Origin of the sequence: Calothrix anomala FACHB-343, assembly GCF_014696435.1 — a bacterium.
Taxonomy (GTDB): domain Bacteria; phylum Cyanobacteriota; class Cyanobacteriia; order Cyanobacteriales; family Nostocaceae; genus Aulosira; species Aulosira anomala_A.
In genome coordinates this window covers 100,473-114,344 of record NZ_JACJQG010000024.1, presented here as the reverse complement: position 1 = coordinate 114,344, position 13,872 = coordinate 100,473, and the positions used below count along the sequence as shown (strand labels likewise).

The window sequence follows — 13,872 nt, the reverse complement described above, 5'->3', positions numbered from 1 at the left end:
GTTATTACCCGAAACTTCAGAAACCTTTATCTACCTTGCTATGATCCGTATTATGGTGAGGCGGCTAGCATAAAATTTGACCCCTAAAAACTTTTCAAACACCCTCTAAAGCTTGACTAAGTTCTTGAGTTCTTTCATCTACCCGACTTTCTAAATTTTGGCGAGCTAATTCTAATTCATGGGTATATTGCGATAAGCGTTGAATCAGACTATTGAGTGATGTGGCTAATACTCCCACTTCATCTCCTGTCGTCACAGGAGCTAATCTATTAAACTTTAATTCTTCAGTTGTGCGCCTTGCTACATCTGTCACAGCCAAAATCGGCTCTGTGAGAATACGACTGGTGTAGCTAGCAACAACAGCAGCCAAAATCACGGATAATAAGATACTGGACACAACAATTCTAAAGCGAATTTTTTCCGCATTAATTAGTGCTGCATTTGCTCTTTTTTCGTCTTCATAAGATGCAGAGATTACATGATTTAGTTGATCGTCAATAACATCATATTTAAGCGCTAGTTGACTGCTAGAAAATTCTACCCAAACTTCCTGTCTAATTTCGATTTCTTCAGAGTTTAAATTCAAATTTACAGGATTTTTATTAATTAATTCTTCTACTTGAGAGATATATCTTTTAATTACACTTGAGTAAGTTTTCAGGAAAAATGGTATACCCTCAATGTTTACCTGTTGTTGATAATTTTTGCTTGTTATATGTAAATTTAGTTCAGACCATAGCCTTTTAACTTCTGCTGAATCTTGAGAGAAATCAGCATATTGTTGATGTAATAATTCCTGCTTGTGAGTGAGCAAGGGAATAATTTGTAGTTGAGTAGTTCTTGTTTGTAATAAAGCAGTTTGTAACCGATGCAGTAGATTTATTTCATAGTAAGCATCATCTCGTTGCTGCTGGGCAAATTTTTGGTGGTAATCTCCAATAACTATACCGCCAACTATACCCACAACAGCAATACTGAGGCTAAGTACATATCCATAACAAATTTTTTGACCAATATTTAAGTTATAAATTTTCTTCCCCAAAAAACTTACCCTTGTCCGTAAAAAATTATTTTTTAAGTTATGAGGAATTCGTTTAGCCTGCATATATTTAAATTTTTATCTAATAATTTAATTTTAGATGCTAAAAATTCTAAATAGAGAATTTATATCGAACCTTTAAAATATCAGTGGCAAATATTAAAAAACTTCAGATTATCTTCCTTTGCAGCAAGCTAGGCGGAAGTTATATATCAGCCTATTCAGTTCTTACACCGACTATCTCATCTCAATTAAAGCTTTAAGCTTCAGTACATTATGTATCAAGATTTTTAAGCTTTTAAGTAAAAATATTAATAAAATTCAGTTGTTGTTTTACTTAATGATGAGAAATGCTACTGAATAAAAATGAGAAAAAAATGAGGATGGCTTAATTTTTAATGAAGATTCAGCTCTGGCTCATACCGTTTCACTTGAAGAATGATGCACATAGTTGATATACTCCCCAACCTTGAAGGGTGCGGATTCTAGTGGATGTAGGTTAGGTTTACACAAGGTAAACCTAACCTACCCATCTGGTTCTGTTAACTCTGGCGATGAACAATAAAAAAAGCATCCTCTGTGGATGCTCTAATTTTTTTGACAATCAAGTGTTAGCCTAAGCGCCAACAGACGATAAGAGATTAGCTGCATCAGCTATGTGTAAACTTGCTATGAGATTCAGCAATATTCCTGATTTAGCTATTGAACTTCTGTTAGATAACTTAACTTAATGCTACATATTTCCTTCAGAGTATGATAATAAATGGTAGGTGACACTGCGTTAATACACAGTACTAGCTTCTAATTCACTGGGATGGATTATCACTTTACCTAGTAACTCGCTGAAATAGATAACTTGATAATTAGGTGCTAGCTCTGCTTGTAGTTGCTTCCAGAGGTTAATTCCTTCTTCCTCAAAAGCTGCTTCAGCTTCTGGACTTAAATCTGGTGAGTTAGCAGGATCTTGCCAGTTTAAGCTTGCATTATAATCACTAGCCCAATTTTTTAGGCGATTTATGGTTTCTAGACTGAGGGGCAATTTTGCTGGATCGATATTACCAACTTTATCAGCATCTGCCCACCATAAAGGGTCGCACCCATAATCAGCCATTAGTTTTATCGTTATTGCCATAGCTATTCAGGTGGAATTATGGGAAAGAAGCGGGATTAGCTCCAACTATATAACCATTATCACCTACTGTTACAGCTATGTATTGCGTTTTGCCATTAAAAATGACTTCATATATTTCTCTTCGAGGTTCTATTGTTCCTTGATAGCCAATAAAGGTTCCTCTGGTGATAGCAGCCATAACAGCATCTGGGATTTCATTCTCAGAAATTCCGCGTCTGGAAAAATCCTCTTGATGTTCTTTTAATATATGTGCTAACCCACTACCTCTTCTACCAGCTTTTCCCTCTTCTAAAAATACGATTTTGCCATCAACTTGCTTGGCAATTCGCACAACTTTTTCTGGACTATGCTTAATACCAGATTCACGAAGTTCTGCAAACAACACCGCTTTTTCATCATCCATATTTAAATTTAGTTAGTTAAAATACTCATTATTTATAATAAAAAAAACAGGGTAAAAAGTATTTATTACTCTTCACCCTGAATCTTTTGAAGTTAATTAATCAACTAAGCGCCAACAGCTTCTTTTGCTGCGTAAAGTACTTCAGAGTTAATGTCTTTAATACCGCGATCGCGTGCAAATTTTTCGGTGTTGCGTTTGACTTTACCGCGCACAAACCCAGGAATTTTGTTTAACTCTGCTAAACCATCTTTTGTCCAATTTAAGTCAGATTCGGCGGAAATTCCTTTGGTAATGACTTCTTTGGTGTCATGTCCCCCAAAGATTTCTAAGAGATGATCTTCCATTCCTAAAGTAAAGGAATTGTAGATTAAATCTGTGACTTGATTTGTACCCTCATAACCCAAGAATGGTTTGTAACCAATGGGGAAGTTTTGCACGTGAATAGGTGCAGCTATGACACCGCAGGGAATATTCAAACGCTTACCAACATGGCGTTCCATTTGCGTACCAAAGATTGCTGAGGGTTCTACACGCGCGATCGCATCTCCAATTTCCCCGTGATCGTCGGTGATTAATACTTCGTCGCAATATTCGCTGACTTGTTCGCGGAACCAGTCTGCATCATATTTGCAGTAAGTTCCCGCCCAAACCACGTGAATTCCCATTTCCCGCGATAAAATCTTTGTCATAGCGGCTGCATGGGTGTTATCTCCAAAGACGACGGCTTTTTTCCCAGTCAAGTTTTGGCAGTCAATGGAACGAGAAAACCATGCAGCCTGGGATACATACAAAGTTTGCTCGTTGATGAAATCTTCGTAATTTACATCAACCCCTTGAGCGTTTACTACCTGCTGAATTTTACGGATACAACGGGCAGTTTCTACCACACCCATTGGTGTAATATCTACGTAGGGAGTACCAAATTGTTCTTCGAGATAACGCGCTGTTGTTAAACCCAGTTCGCGGTAAGGTACTAGGTTAAACCAAGCTTGGGGCATTTTCTTTAATTCGTTGACAGAAGCGCCTTCAGGAATGACGGTGTTTACCTCAATTCCTAAATCAGCCATCAGTCTTTTCAATTCGGTGCAGTCATGCTGGTTGTGGAAACCCAGGGTAGAAATCCCGATGATGTTAACTGAGGGTTTAGCTGTTTTACCTGCGGGAAGTTCGCCTTTTTTCCGGGCTTTTTCAATGTAGAATTGGACAATTTGTTGCAAAGTGCGATCGGCGGCTTGTAGTTCGTTGTAGCGGTAGTGGTTAACATCCGCTAGCATGACATCGCCTTTAGTTTCTATTTGTGCCCGTTCGACAAAGTTGTGCAAATCTTCTTGCAAAATACTTGAGGTGCAGGTAGGAGTTAACACAATTAAATCTGGGTGTTCCTCTGCATCTTTGCGGGTGATATTTTCTACTACCTTCTCCTGAGAACCGCGTGCCAAAACGTTGCGATCTACTACACTGGCTGTTACCGGAGTAAAGTTTCGTTCCCGCGATAGCATGGAGCGCATGACGTTAAAATAGTCATCGCCTAGCGGGGCGTGCATAATGGCGTGGACATTCTTAAAAGAACTAGCGACTCGTAGCGTACCAATGTGCGCTGGCCCTGCATACATCCAGTAAGCCAATTTCATCAGTTTTTCTCCCTTTTAAACTGAAACAATACGCAGTCCGTTAATAGATGGACTTTATGATTGCGGAATCTCTCATCGTTGTCTGATTCTCTCAAAACTTGTAGCCTGAATAAAATGGGGTAATTATTAAGTTTCAATTCATGCGATCGCCCAAACCCTGTTACCATCAGCAATCTAGAGCTTAATTTAAACAACATTGTTGTTGTTTAAGTGACATAAATCTTTATTTTCTGCAAACTTTCCTCAAACAAACTGGGATTGGGAAACTGCGATTCTTGGAGATGAAAGAATTACCTATAGGACTTATGCACCGAACACAAAAACCCTCACAAGGGTGGTCAAAAGTCAAAAGTCAATGGTCAAAATTCAGGTTTTTGGACTATGGACTATGGACTATTGACCATTGACAAAAAGCATGAAAAATATCTGACATTGCGTAAGTCCTAACCTAATTACTTAAGCTATTGCCCCGCAGACAGAAGATATGCATAACAAAATAATTCTATTCTGACGGTAAAACTGTCTGTGGGTTTAAAAATGACAGCAAATAATTTGGCTTTCCGTAAACGTTTACCACTAATTACTGCTGGGATTTTTTTAGGTCTAGGTCTAGGTGGCTTCGTCGATGGTATCCTGCTGCATCAAATTCTTCAGTGGCATCATATGTTAAGCAGTGTTCGACCCTTAACCAGTGATACTAATACAGACGTAAACATGGTATGGGACGGCTTATTTCATGCTTTGGATTGGGTATTAACTGTGATTGGAGTAGCATTACTATGGCGTGCGGGAGGGCGTGCTGATGTTCCTTGGTCATCACGAACTTTTGTTGGTTCTTTGCTCATAGGTGCTGGGTTATTCAATGTAGTGGAAGGAGTAATTAATCATCAAATTTTAGGTATCCATCATGTGAAACCAGGGGTAAATCAATTAGCTTGGGATCTAGGTTTTCTCGCCTTGGGTGCGTTGCTTGCGATCGTTGGATGGATAATGCTAAATCAAGAGCAAAATTCTTCAAAAGTCAGCTTTTCTTCTGAGGATAAGTCTGGATAATTAAATGAGTAAAACTTGCCTTCATTATGAATATTTTCGCTTCGTAATGGTAAATTTATTCAGGTAAATTAATTGCTGGATTGCGGCTAAAGAATCCTCTAGGAGCAAGTTTAAAACTAACTCGGTGTGTTGGCATTACAGGCCAATCTTCAGGACGGGGAATATGGGTAACGCCCATTGTGTACCAAAGTACGATATCTTCACCCGTTAAAGATTCATCATTGGCAATATATTTAGGTAAACCTTGTCCTGGTTGAGTTTGGTTTGGATAATCGCCGCCAGCATAAAGTTCATCTGGGTGATATTTTGTTACCCATACATGATGTGTTGCAAAGCCAGCCTTCTCGCGAATCTTAGCACCTTCTACGGGGAAAAATACTGTATTACCCCCTGGCATTAGCATATATGCTGGGGGAGTCCCTAAAGTATTTTGACGGTTAGGGTTAACAATCATCCATTCGCGGCTGTGTTTCATGTCTAAATCGCGCACAGCCGCCTTTTCTGTAGTTAAGGGTGTATCTGTAACTGCGATCGCATTTCCCAAAGAATTATGATTATCTAAAGGTAAGGCTTGCACATTCATTTCCATGACAGAATTAGCCTCGCCATCTACATCCATATCTAGGCGGTAGTTAAAGAAGTGTTGATGATTTACGCCAAAGATATTTTTTGCTAATAGTCTGCCATAAGAATTATCTGGAGATTGTGTTTTTGCATTTGTACCCTGTGCTAACACAATTCCTGTTAAGTCGTTCTCAATTTCTAAACTACCATCTTGGTGAAAAATCCAATTTAAACTGTAATCATAATTATCAACTGCACCCGTCATCGTCATCACTAATTCTCGATTGCGACGGACATAATTTTTTCGGGTATTGTATTCGTAATGCTTCCACAATAGCCCATTGTCTCTTTCATAAATACCAATTACATTGGGCATTTCATAAGGTTCTCCCTGTTCGTTAGCCATCATGGCATTTAATAACAAACCATTCTCCGGAATATCCTTACCTAACTCCATTGAAGTGGCGAGGGAACCAAAATTATATTCGCCCACATCAAAGGCATTTCTGAAAGCCCAGGTAAAGTCAGGATAACCATAAGGTACTACCATTTCTGATAGGCTAGCACGGTATAAAACTGGGCGAATTTTTTCTCCATCATCATAAGTTACTTGATAGAGAATCAACCCATTTCTAGGATGCATTAAATAACGAAAATTCCAACCTTGCCAGCTAATTGCATTACCACGAATGCGGAAACTAGTACCATGAGGTTGGATTATTTTTAATAATTTGGGTGGTGATAGTAATTTACTAAAAGATTGAACATCATAATTCCAATTATCTGAAGATAAAGGTACTACTCCGTTATCTATAAAGCTATCGATTTTACCTGTGTTTAAATCAACAGTAGCTACTACCCCTTCAATGGGGCTGCTGAAGTAATTCCAATTATTACCTTTATAGTAAGATAATGCTCGACAAAGACGTTTACCTGTGGCAATTTCCTTGTCAGTTAAAATACCTGGTGCCCAGCAATTAATTTTTACTTTATCAAAATCTGTAATTCCCCGTTTTTGCATAGCTGCTTGCCATTGGGGATTTGATTGGACAATCTGTCGCGCTAAATCGTATTCAGGATTAATTATTGCAGGTTGAGCATGAGGTATTAGCTTCCAAGAACTGAGGGTTTGAGTTTTCAAGTCAACTACAGCTTGGTATGTTTGATTTTGCGATCGCTCATACACTACTAAGAAAGCTTGGCGTTGAAAATATTTACCAGGTGTAAAATTTAAAACTTCTTTTTTATCTGGTTCTTGCAGATTGATTAATGGGAAAACTACATTTTCAGTGAGATTCTTTTCTTTTTTTACCACTGCAACTGCTGTCTTAATTTCTCCTGCTGTTAAGGCTGTGAGGGGATGGGAAATTGACGGTTGTTGTGCAAATAAAATTTCTCGATAACCAAGAGCGCCAACAATGAAAATAATAATGGCAATAATTAAACTCAATAACCAGAGCCGCTTCATCATTATTTAAATATTTATCGGAATATATAGCTATATATATTCTTGGCTGGAATTGATAAACCGCATAAATTTACTGAAATTTTTATATTACAGCTATTTTCAGGTAAATAGACCACGCTGTAGGGGCACGGCACCGACAATCTTTTGGTACATACAATAATTTTACTGATGTTCCCTACGATAGATGTGGTTCAAATAGGTGAAAACTGCTGTAATTATGGATGATAATACCAATTCAAATTATGTTGGCGAAACATTAATGTATTCTAGAGGGCAGGGCATTGCCTTGCCCCTACAATCTTTCGCCTTCTTTTTTCAAATTGGAATAATTATTCATCTAACTATATTTTTAAATTAGATATATTGAAAAAATATACAGCAGATTGCAAGTTGATGAGCTACAGATTATCGTTGATTGTAGGGGCACTGGCACTGCCATGCCCCGAAGCGCGTATTCGCGATCAAGTTAATAATTAAGCAGAAACTAACCGACGCAAAGATTCAGCACGACGTTTAGCAGTAGAATTATTAGGCGCAAATTTCAGGGCTTCTTCGTAAGTTTGTAGCGCCTGGGCGTTTAATTTTTTCCGCTCATAAGCATGAGCAAGATTATTCAGCGCTGTTACGTAGTCAGGTTTATTTTTCAGAGCTTCTTTGTACTGACGAATTGCTAAATCATATTGCTCTTGAGTAAAGTAAACATAACCCAGCCCATTGTAGATCGGAGCAATATTTTCTTCCCCTTCTTCTTCCGCCGTTTTGAGAGCTTTTTGAAACAGCGTAATTGCTTGGGAATAGATTTTCTTTTGCGAATAAATACTGCCTAACTCGTAATATTCTTGAGTTGTACCCTTCTCTTTACTCAACTTGTTTTTTAAGCGGGACAACGAACTTTCAATCCGACGAGTTTTGAAAATTTGGCGAAAAATAGCCACAACTGCAAAGGCGAGTATACCTACGAAAATCGAGAGATAAACAACCGCTAGACTGTTATCCATTGTCTTGAAAGAGAAAATTATAAAGAGTCTTCTTATTTATTATCAGCTGCAAGGGGAACTGGGAGACGGTTGACTGTTGACGGTTAACGGTTAACGGTTGACGGTTGACGGTTGACGGTTGACGGTTGACGGTTGACGGTTGACGGTTGACGGTTGACGGTTGACGATTGACGGTTGACTGTTGACTTATGGTAACCCCCAATATTGAGCGCGCTGCTTGAGCCAACCTTCGGCGATGTAACGCGCGATCGCTTCATTTACCTGTAATCTTAAATCAGCGTACTGCAAGCCCTTGGGCATGGCTACAGATAAGGGTGCTGTGGAGAGTTTGTCTGGAAGTAGGCGGTACTGGGGATATTCTTGTATCCAACCGCTCAAAAGGCTAGCATCAGCAGCAAAGGCTTGTACTTCCCCAGTTTCCATTTGCGATCGCGCTTCTGCGTAAGAATTCACCCCGACTAACTCAGCATTGGGCACATAGTACCTCACATCAGCAATGCTGCTAGAGTTATTCAGGACAGCGATTTTACGGTTTACTAAATCTTTTGTCTTCTGGATTCCTGTATCTTTTACTACTAAATATGTGCCATCAAAGTAGTAAGGAACACTGAAACTTACTAAGCGAGAGCGTGACTCTGTGGCTGTAACTCTCGCAATAGCAAAGTCAACTTGATTGTTAAAGACTACAGATAAGCGATCGCGATTTGCTATTGGTTGTAACTTCACAGCATTTGCTTTCCCTAACAAATCACTGGCTAAACGCTGTGCTAAGTCAATTTCCAAGCCTTGCAAATTCCCGCTAGCATCTCTAAATCCCAAGGGACGCAAGTTATCTTTAACCGCAATAGTTAAATAGCCTCGCCGCAGAATTTCTGGCATTTCGGCGGCAGATGCAATTGATCCTGTGGCTAAAAAGCAACAGCTAACAATTAATAATAAGGATAAGGAGTAAAGGATAAAGGATGAAAACCAAAATTGCTGTAAAACACCTATTCTCTGCAGTAAGGTGTCTTTTTTCCAGCCCCCAGATTGATTTTTGGGGTATACTTCAGCCTTCATACTTCATGCTTCATCCTTAATCCTTTATCCCTTAGCTTGAATGGCTAATGCAGCTACTTTACCAAAGCTAGCTGGATCGACAACTGCCATTTGTGCCAACATTTTACGATTGAGTTGGACATTAGCTTTTTTGAGATTACCGATTAGCTGGCTGTAGCTTAAACCATGTTCTCTTGCAGCAGCATTAATCCGAGCAATCCAGAGGCTACGGAAATCGCGCTTTTTCTTTTTGCGATCGCGGTAGGAACTCCGCAGCGCTTTCATTACCTGTTGGTTAGCGGTTCTAAACAGAGTTGAGTGGGAACCGCGAAAACCTTTAGCTAGTTTGAGAATTTTATTGCGGCGTTTACGAGCTACATTACCGCGTTTTACCCGTGTCATAACTTATATTTTCCTGAAAATTCCTGAAAAACTTACAAATAGGGGAGCATTAAACGTACATTCTCTTCATCGCGCTCATTTACAATCGCCATCTTGGAGAAGCTACGCTTTTTCTTGGTAGTCTTATGCTCTAAAAGGTGGTTTTTGAAGGCTTTGCGACGGACGATTTTACCGGTACCGGTGGCACGGAATCGCTTTGCCGCAGCTTTACGAGTTTTGAGTTTAGGCATGGTTTGGCTTTGATCGACACAATCCATCATTATATACTAAGCGCATCGAATTGCATGAGCCACAATAAATTGTAGGGGTGGGGTAACCCATTGGTGTCAACTTAACGTGAAACCCCCATTTCATATCTCGTTTCCAGCCAGAGGCTGGAAATGCGTATTGCGAGGCTCCGCCTCGAAAGCTGATAAATTGAGGCGGAGCCTCAGAATCATCGCTCCCACGCAGAGCATGGGAGCCAGTTAGGATAAGGGTTTTGCGTTAAGTTGACACAGGTGGGGGTAACCCCGCCCCTACGAGGTTGTGGGCTTGGTAAGTTAACAATCGCGATGTTTTTTTATTTGCAAGTCCCTAAACCGCTTTCGGATCTAAAACGATCGCGGAACCAGATTTATTAGCATGATAAGTCCAAGATTGCTCTTTTACCTTAACTAGGACTTCCCACCCCTCAACAGGTTGATAAATCTCTGCACAAACTTCGCCAAACCCAAAATGGCATTGGTTTCCAAAGGTTTTAGCTGTAGCTTGGGTAATTTGTAAATTGGCAACTGCGACACCAGAACGTTTGGCAGCATCATTTAAGATATTATTGGCGATCGCTCTGGGTAAAGTCACGTTTGCCGATGGATTAATTTTCGGATCTAAAATAATTTGCGAGCCAACTCGATTGACATGGTAAGTCCAAGATTTGTCTTTAACTTGGACAATTACTTCCCAACCAGGAACCGGATTATATTCCTTAGTACAGACTTCACCAAAGCCGAACTCGCAAGGATTACCAAAATTTTTAGCTGTAGCCTGGGTAATTTTTAAATCGCCAACCGCAACACCAGAACGTTTGGCAGCATCATCTAAAATTTTACTGCCGATCGCTGTGGTTAAAGTCACTTTTGGCCATTCTCTAATTATGGGATCTAAAATAATTTGCGAACCGGATCTATTGACATGGTAAGTCCAAGGTTCATTTTTAACTTGCACAATTACTCGCCAGCCATGCACCGGATTATAATCTGCAGTACAGATTTCGCCAAAGTTGAATGTGCAACGATTACCAAAGCTGATAGATGTGGTTTCGCTAATTTTTAAATCGCCAACTGCGACACCAGAACGTTTAGCAGCATCGTTGAGAATTTTATTAGCGATCGCTTTGGGTAAAGGTACTGTTATTGATTGATTACTTTTCGGATCTAAATAGACTTCTGAACCCGATCTATTGGCATGGTAAGTCCAAGATTGGTCTTTTACTTGTACAATTACTTCCCAACCATTGACAGGTCTATATTCTCTAGTACAAACTTCCCCAAACCTGAAAATACAAGGATTACTAAAGGTTTTGGTGGTAGCTTTAGTAATTTTTAACTCGCTGACAGGCAAGTCAACACGTTTGGCGGCGTCCTTGAGTATGGCTCTAGCAACGTTTTTCGGCAGTCTATTTTGGTTATTTTGTCCGGTTTGTGCTAATTGGATATGAGCTACATTAGGCGCAGCATTAGCATAATTATCAATCAAGCCAATGCCACATATAAAGCTAGTTAATGCTAAAGAAAATATGACATTTTGGGGAAAATGACATATAGTTTTCATTGAGTGAGATAGTTTAGAAATGCCGTTCATGCACTTTGACCTTAAGAGTTGATATTTCCTACATTTATTAATATTATTTTCCGGAATTTACTTTTGATAATTCCTGATGGTTTCTTCAATGTTGCAGCATATACTCAGTAATAGCTCTTTTTTAGCTACTACATATTCAACGCAACTTCATGGTGAGTTGCTATCAGCTAGTAATTCCAAAAGAAGATATTTTATGTGACGTTGCAGTTGCAATTCAGTTTCCGAGAAATTAACCAAGAAAGGCAGAAGGCAAATAGGAGGAGCCAGAAGGAATACTTTCTGCCCCATGCCCCATGCCCAATGCCCCATGCCCCATGCCCCATACCCCATACCCAAATGAGTGTGCTTTCCTGGCCAGTTTATGTAAGATGGGTTGCAGGTTCGATTTAGCCGTGGTGCAATGTTCTATGGAACCTCAAATCGGCATTAATTTAGCTCAAGGAATTTGGCAAGGCTGGCAACAGGCGCAGTCTTTGGTGAATGATAGTGTAAAGTCTGTTGGTAATTCAGTACAGCAGGCAGGGCAGTCTGTTCAGGATACTGCCAATCAAGCTACTATCAGAGCAGTTGATGCCATAACAACAACTTGGGAACAAGCGAAAGGTTCTGCTGAGAATATTAAGACTACAACGTCTGTAGCCATGCAAAATGCAATCGCTTCTTCAATGAATGATTGGCTAGTACAACACCCTTCTTTTTTCCGCCTAGTACAAATCCTCAGTTGGGCAGCTAATCACCCAATTATTAGTAGTATCCTGCTGGTATTAATTTTAGCTCTGCTCTGGAGCCTAGTTAAAGCGACGATGCGCTTAATTGAAGTCACCAGTTGGACTATTCTCCGGGTTCCCATTCAATTACTTCAGGGGTTGGTAAAAGTTGGTTTTATTTCCCTGAGTAAATTTGCTCGTTATAGTTTCCAAACTATTACAGGCGCTTCTAAGATAAAACCAGACTCAGCATTAATACCAGCTAACTCCGTAACAGAGTCTCAAAAAAGACAACAAAGATTAGCATATATTTGCGATCGCCTAGAGGCAATTCAAAAAGAACAACAAGCCCTGCTGCAAGAAGCCGCCAGCTTAATGGATTCAGATTAAGGGCATTGGGCAAATAGAATTCTTAATTTTGAATTTTGAATTTTGAATTATTTGTCCCCCTGCCTCCTGCCTCCTGACTTCTCAAACCAGGAAATTTCCTGATTTAATGGAATAAAGTTGCAAAATTTGCTATATTTCTAAAGCTAGCTGATGTGGCTATAAGAAAAATAATCTTTCACAAATTGACAGGCGATCGCCAAAACGTTACTATACATAGTTCCAAATTTATCCTAAGCAAGTCTGGATATTATGCCTAGTGTTGAACAAGATAAAACTCGAGAGCAGCGCATTGAGACAGAAATCATTGCGGATGCTGAAGACAAAGAAGACAGGGCAATGGCTTGGTACTACTACCTAGAAGAGGCTCTCAACTTTCCTTTTAATGCCAAATGGACAAAAAAGAGTCGGAAATCAACGACACCCCAAGAAAAGCAAGTTGAAGTTTTGGGAATGGCTCCAGATGATGAGTGTCTCAAAGATATGATTGTCGAGGTAGCTGTCATCAATGGCAAAGAAGATGATGTGTATTCAGCAAAGCTATCGGAAATCGAAGCCATTGATGCTGATGAAGACACTCTAGAAGCCCTTGCAGACTGGCAATATTGGCTGGCTAGAGGATACAAGTTTTAAGCAAATTTTAGGATAGGTGCCGGATAATACGGCATGGGTTGCCAGCAGCTACAACATTTTCAGGTACATCTTTCACTACGACACTACCAGCACCAATAGTTGTATTATCTCCAATTGTGACTCCGGGGCAAATAATTGCACTGCCACCAATCCATACGTTATTACCAATTTTGACTGGTGCGGCTAATTCTCTGTCGGCAAGCCGAATCTCTGGTTCTGTAGGATGGTAGGCAGTGTATATCTGCACGTAAGGGGCGCACATGACATTTTCACCAATATGAACTGTATTGCAGTCTAAAATTACACAGCCAAAGTTCATAAATAAGCGATCGCCTGCGTAAATGTTACTGCCATAATCACAGTAAAATGGTGGCACAATTGTAGCTTTTTTACCTATTTGCCCAAATAATTCTTGTAAAATCTGCCACTTTTGCTCTTCTTGTTCTTCGGTGGTAGCGTTGTACATTCGCAAAAGACGAGAGGCGCGTTTCCTCTCAGTGACTAGTTCTGTGTCTTCTGCCCAATATAATTCGCCAGCCAGCATTTTCTGCTTCTCTGTTTTCTCCATCACAGAATTT

Annotated in this window: 15 protein-coding genes; 3 read left to right on the top strand and 12 right to left on the bottom strand. The window is 39.8% G+C overall.

Features of this window, described 5'->3' with window-relative positions; genetic code table 11:
• Positions 1-94: 94 nt before the first annotated feature.
• The 4 genes from H6G08_RS15810 to bchB form a co-directional block, all read right to left on the bottom strand.
• Entirely contained in the window at positions 95-1,105 is a 1,011-nt protein-coding gene (locus H6G08_RS15810) for a HAMP domain-containing protein (protein WP_190544326.1), read from the bottom strand.
• A 715-nt stretch (positions 1,106-1,820) separates the two neighbouring features.
• Positions 1,821-2,171 (bottom strand): immunity protein CdiI family protein, encoded by a 351-nt coding sequence (locus H6G08_RS15805; RefSeq protein ID WP_190544323.1) that lies wholly within the window; start codon positions 2,169-2,171, stop codon positions 1,821-1,823.
• Positions 2,172-2,187: 16 nt separating this feature from the next.
• A complete protein-coding gene (locus tag H6G08_RS15800; RefSeq protein WP_190544320.1) occupies positions 2,188-2,574 on the bottom strand; it encodes a hypothetical protein in 387 nt (128 codons plus the stop codon).
• Between the two features lie 104 nt (positions 2,575-2,678).
• A complete protein-coding gene (bchB, locus tag H6G08_RS15795; RefSeq protein WP_190544318.1) occupies positions 2,679-4,205 on the bottom strand; it encodes a ferredoxin:protochlorophyllide reductase (ATP-dependent) subunit B in 1,527 nt (508 codons plus the stop codon).
• A 537-nt stretch (positions 4,206-4,742) separates the two neighbouring features.
• Between bchB and H6G08_RS15790 the strand changes: the two genes are divergently transcribed.
• Entirely contained in the window at positions 4,743-5,258 is a 516-nt protein-coding gene (locus tag H6G08_RS15790; protein WP_190544314.1) for a DUF2243 domain-containing protein, read from the top strand.
• A gap of 55 nt (positions 5,259-5,313) precedes the next feature.
• Here H6G08_RS15790 and H6G08_RS15785 read toward each other — a convergent pair whose 3' ends face one another.
• The 7 genes from H6G08_RS15785 to H6G08_RS15755 all read right to left on the bottom strand — a co-directional run bounded on the left by H6G08_RS15785 (position 5,314) and on the right by H6G08_RS15755 (position 11,567).
• Positions 5,314-7,293: a primary-amine oxidase gene (locus H6G08_RS15785; protein ID WP_190544311.1), complete on the bottom strand. Its 1,980-nt coding sequence runs from the start codon at positions 7,291-7,293 to the stop codon at positions 5,314-5,316.
• A gap of 470 nt (positions 7,294-7,763) precedes the next feature.
• Complete coding sequence (locus H6G08_RS15780) at positions 7,764-8,288, bottom strand: tetratricopeptide repeat protein (RefSeq protein WP_190544308.1); 525 nt, start codon at positions 8,286-8,288, stop codon at positions 7,764-7,766.
• The gene (locus H6G08_RS15775) at positions 8,281-8,490 is read right to left on the bottom strand and encodes a hypothetical protein (RefSeq protein WP_199322602.1); all 210 of its coding nucleotides are present in this window, start codon (positions 8,488-8,490) and stop codon (positions 8,281-8,283) included. The genes H6G08_RS15780 and H6G08_RS15775 overlap by 8 nt, the downstream gene beginning before the upstream one ends.
• On the bottom strand, positions 8,475-9,347 hold the full coding sequence (locus H6G08_RS15770; protein WP_190544305.1) for a transporter substrate-binding domain-containing protein: 873 nt from the start codon (positions 9,345-9,347) through the stop codon (positions 8,475-8,477). The genes H6G08_RS15775 and H6G08_RS15770 overlap by 16 nt, the downstream gene beginning before the upstream one ends.
• Positions 9,348-9,371: 24 nt before the next feature.
• Positions 9,372-9,728, bottom strand: coding sequence for a 50S ribosomal protein L20 (rplT, locus tag H6G08_RS15765; RefSeq protein WP_190544302.1), 357 nt, complete (start codon positions 9,726-9,728; stop codon positions 9,372-9,374).
• Positions 9,729-9,760: 32 nt separating this feature from the next.
• Positions 9,761-9,958 (bottom strand): 50S ribosomal protein L35, encoded by a 198-nt coding sequence (gene rpmI, locus H6G08_RS15760; protein ID WP_190544299.1) that lies wholly within the window; start codon positions 9,956-9,958, stop codon positions 9,761-9,763.
• Between the two features lie 346 nt (positions 9,959-10,304).
• On the bottom strand, positions 10,305-11,567 hold the full coding sequence (locus H6G08_RS15755; RefSeq protein ID WP_190544296.1) for a DUF8738 domain-containing protein: 1,263 nt from the start codon (positions 11,565-11,567) through the stop codon (positions 10,305-10,307).
• 407 nt (positions 11,568-11,974) lie between these two features.
• Between H6G08_RS15755 and H6G08_RS15750 the strand changes: the two genes are divergently transcribed.
• Positions 11,975-12,664: a hypothetical protein gene (locus tag H6G08_RS15750; RefSeq protein WP_190544292.1), complete on the top strand. Its 690-nt coding sequence runs from the start codon at positions 11,975-11,977 to the stop codon at positions 12,662-12,664.
• A 249-nt stretch (positions 12,665-12,913) separates the two neighbouring features.
• Positions 12,914-13,294 carry a calcium-binding protein gene (locus H6G08_RS15745; RefSeq protein WP_190544290.1) on the top strand — a complete coding sequence of 127 codons (381 nt, stop codon included), beginning with the start codon at positions 12,914-12,916 and terminating at the stop codon, positions 13,292-13,294.
• 7 nt (positions 13,295-13,301) lie between these two features.
• On the opposite strand, the gene H6G08_RS15740 is transcribed toward H6G08_RS15745, so the two are convergent.
• A complete protein-coding gene (locus H6G08_RS15740; protein WP_190544287.1) occupies positions 13,302-13,862 on the bottom strand; it encodes a sugar O-acetyltransferase in 561 nt (186 codons plus the stop codon).
• Positions 13,863-13,872: the final 10 nt, after the last annotated feature.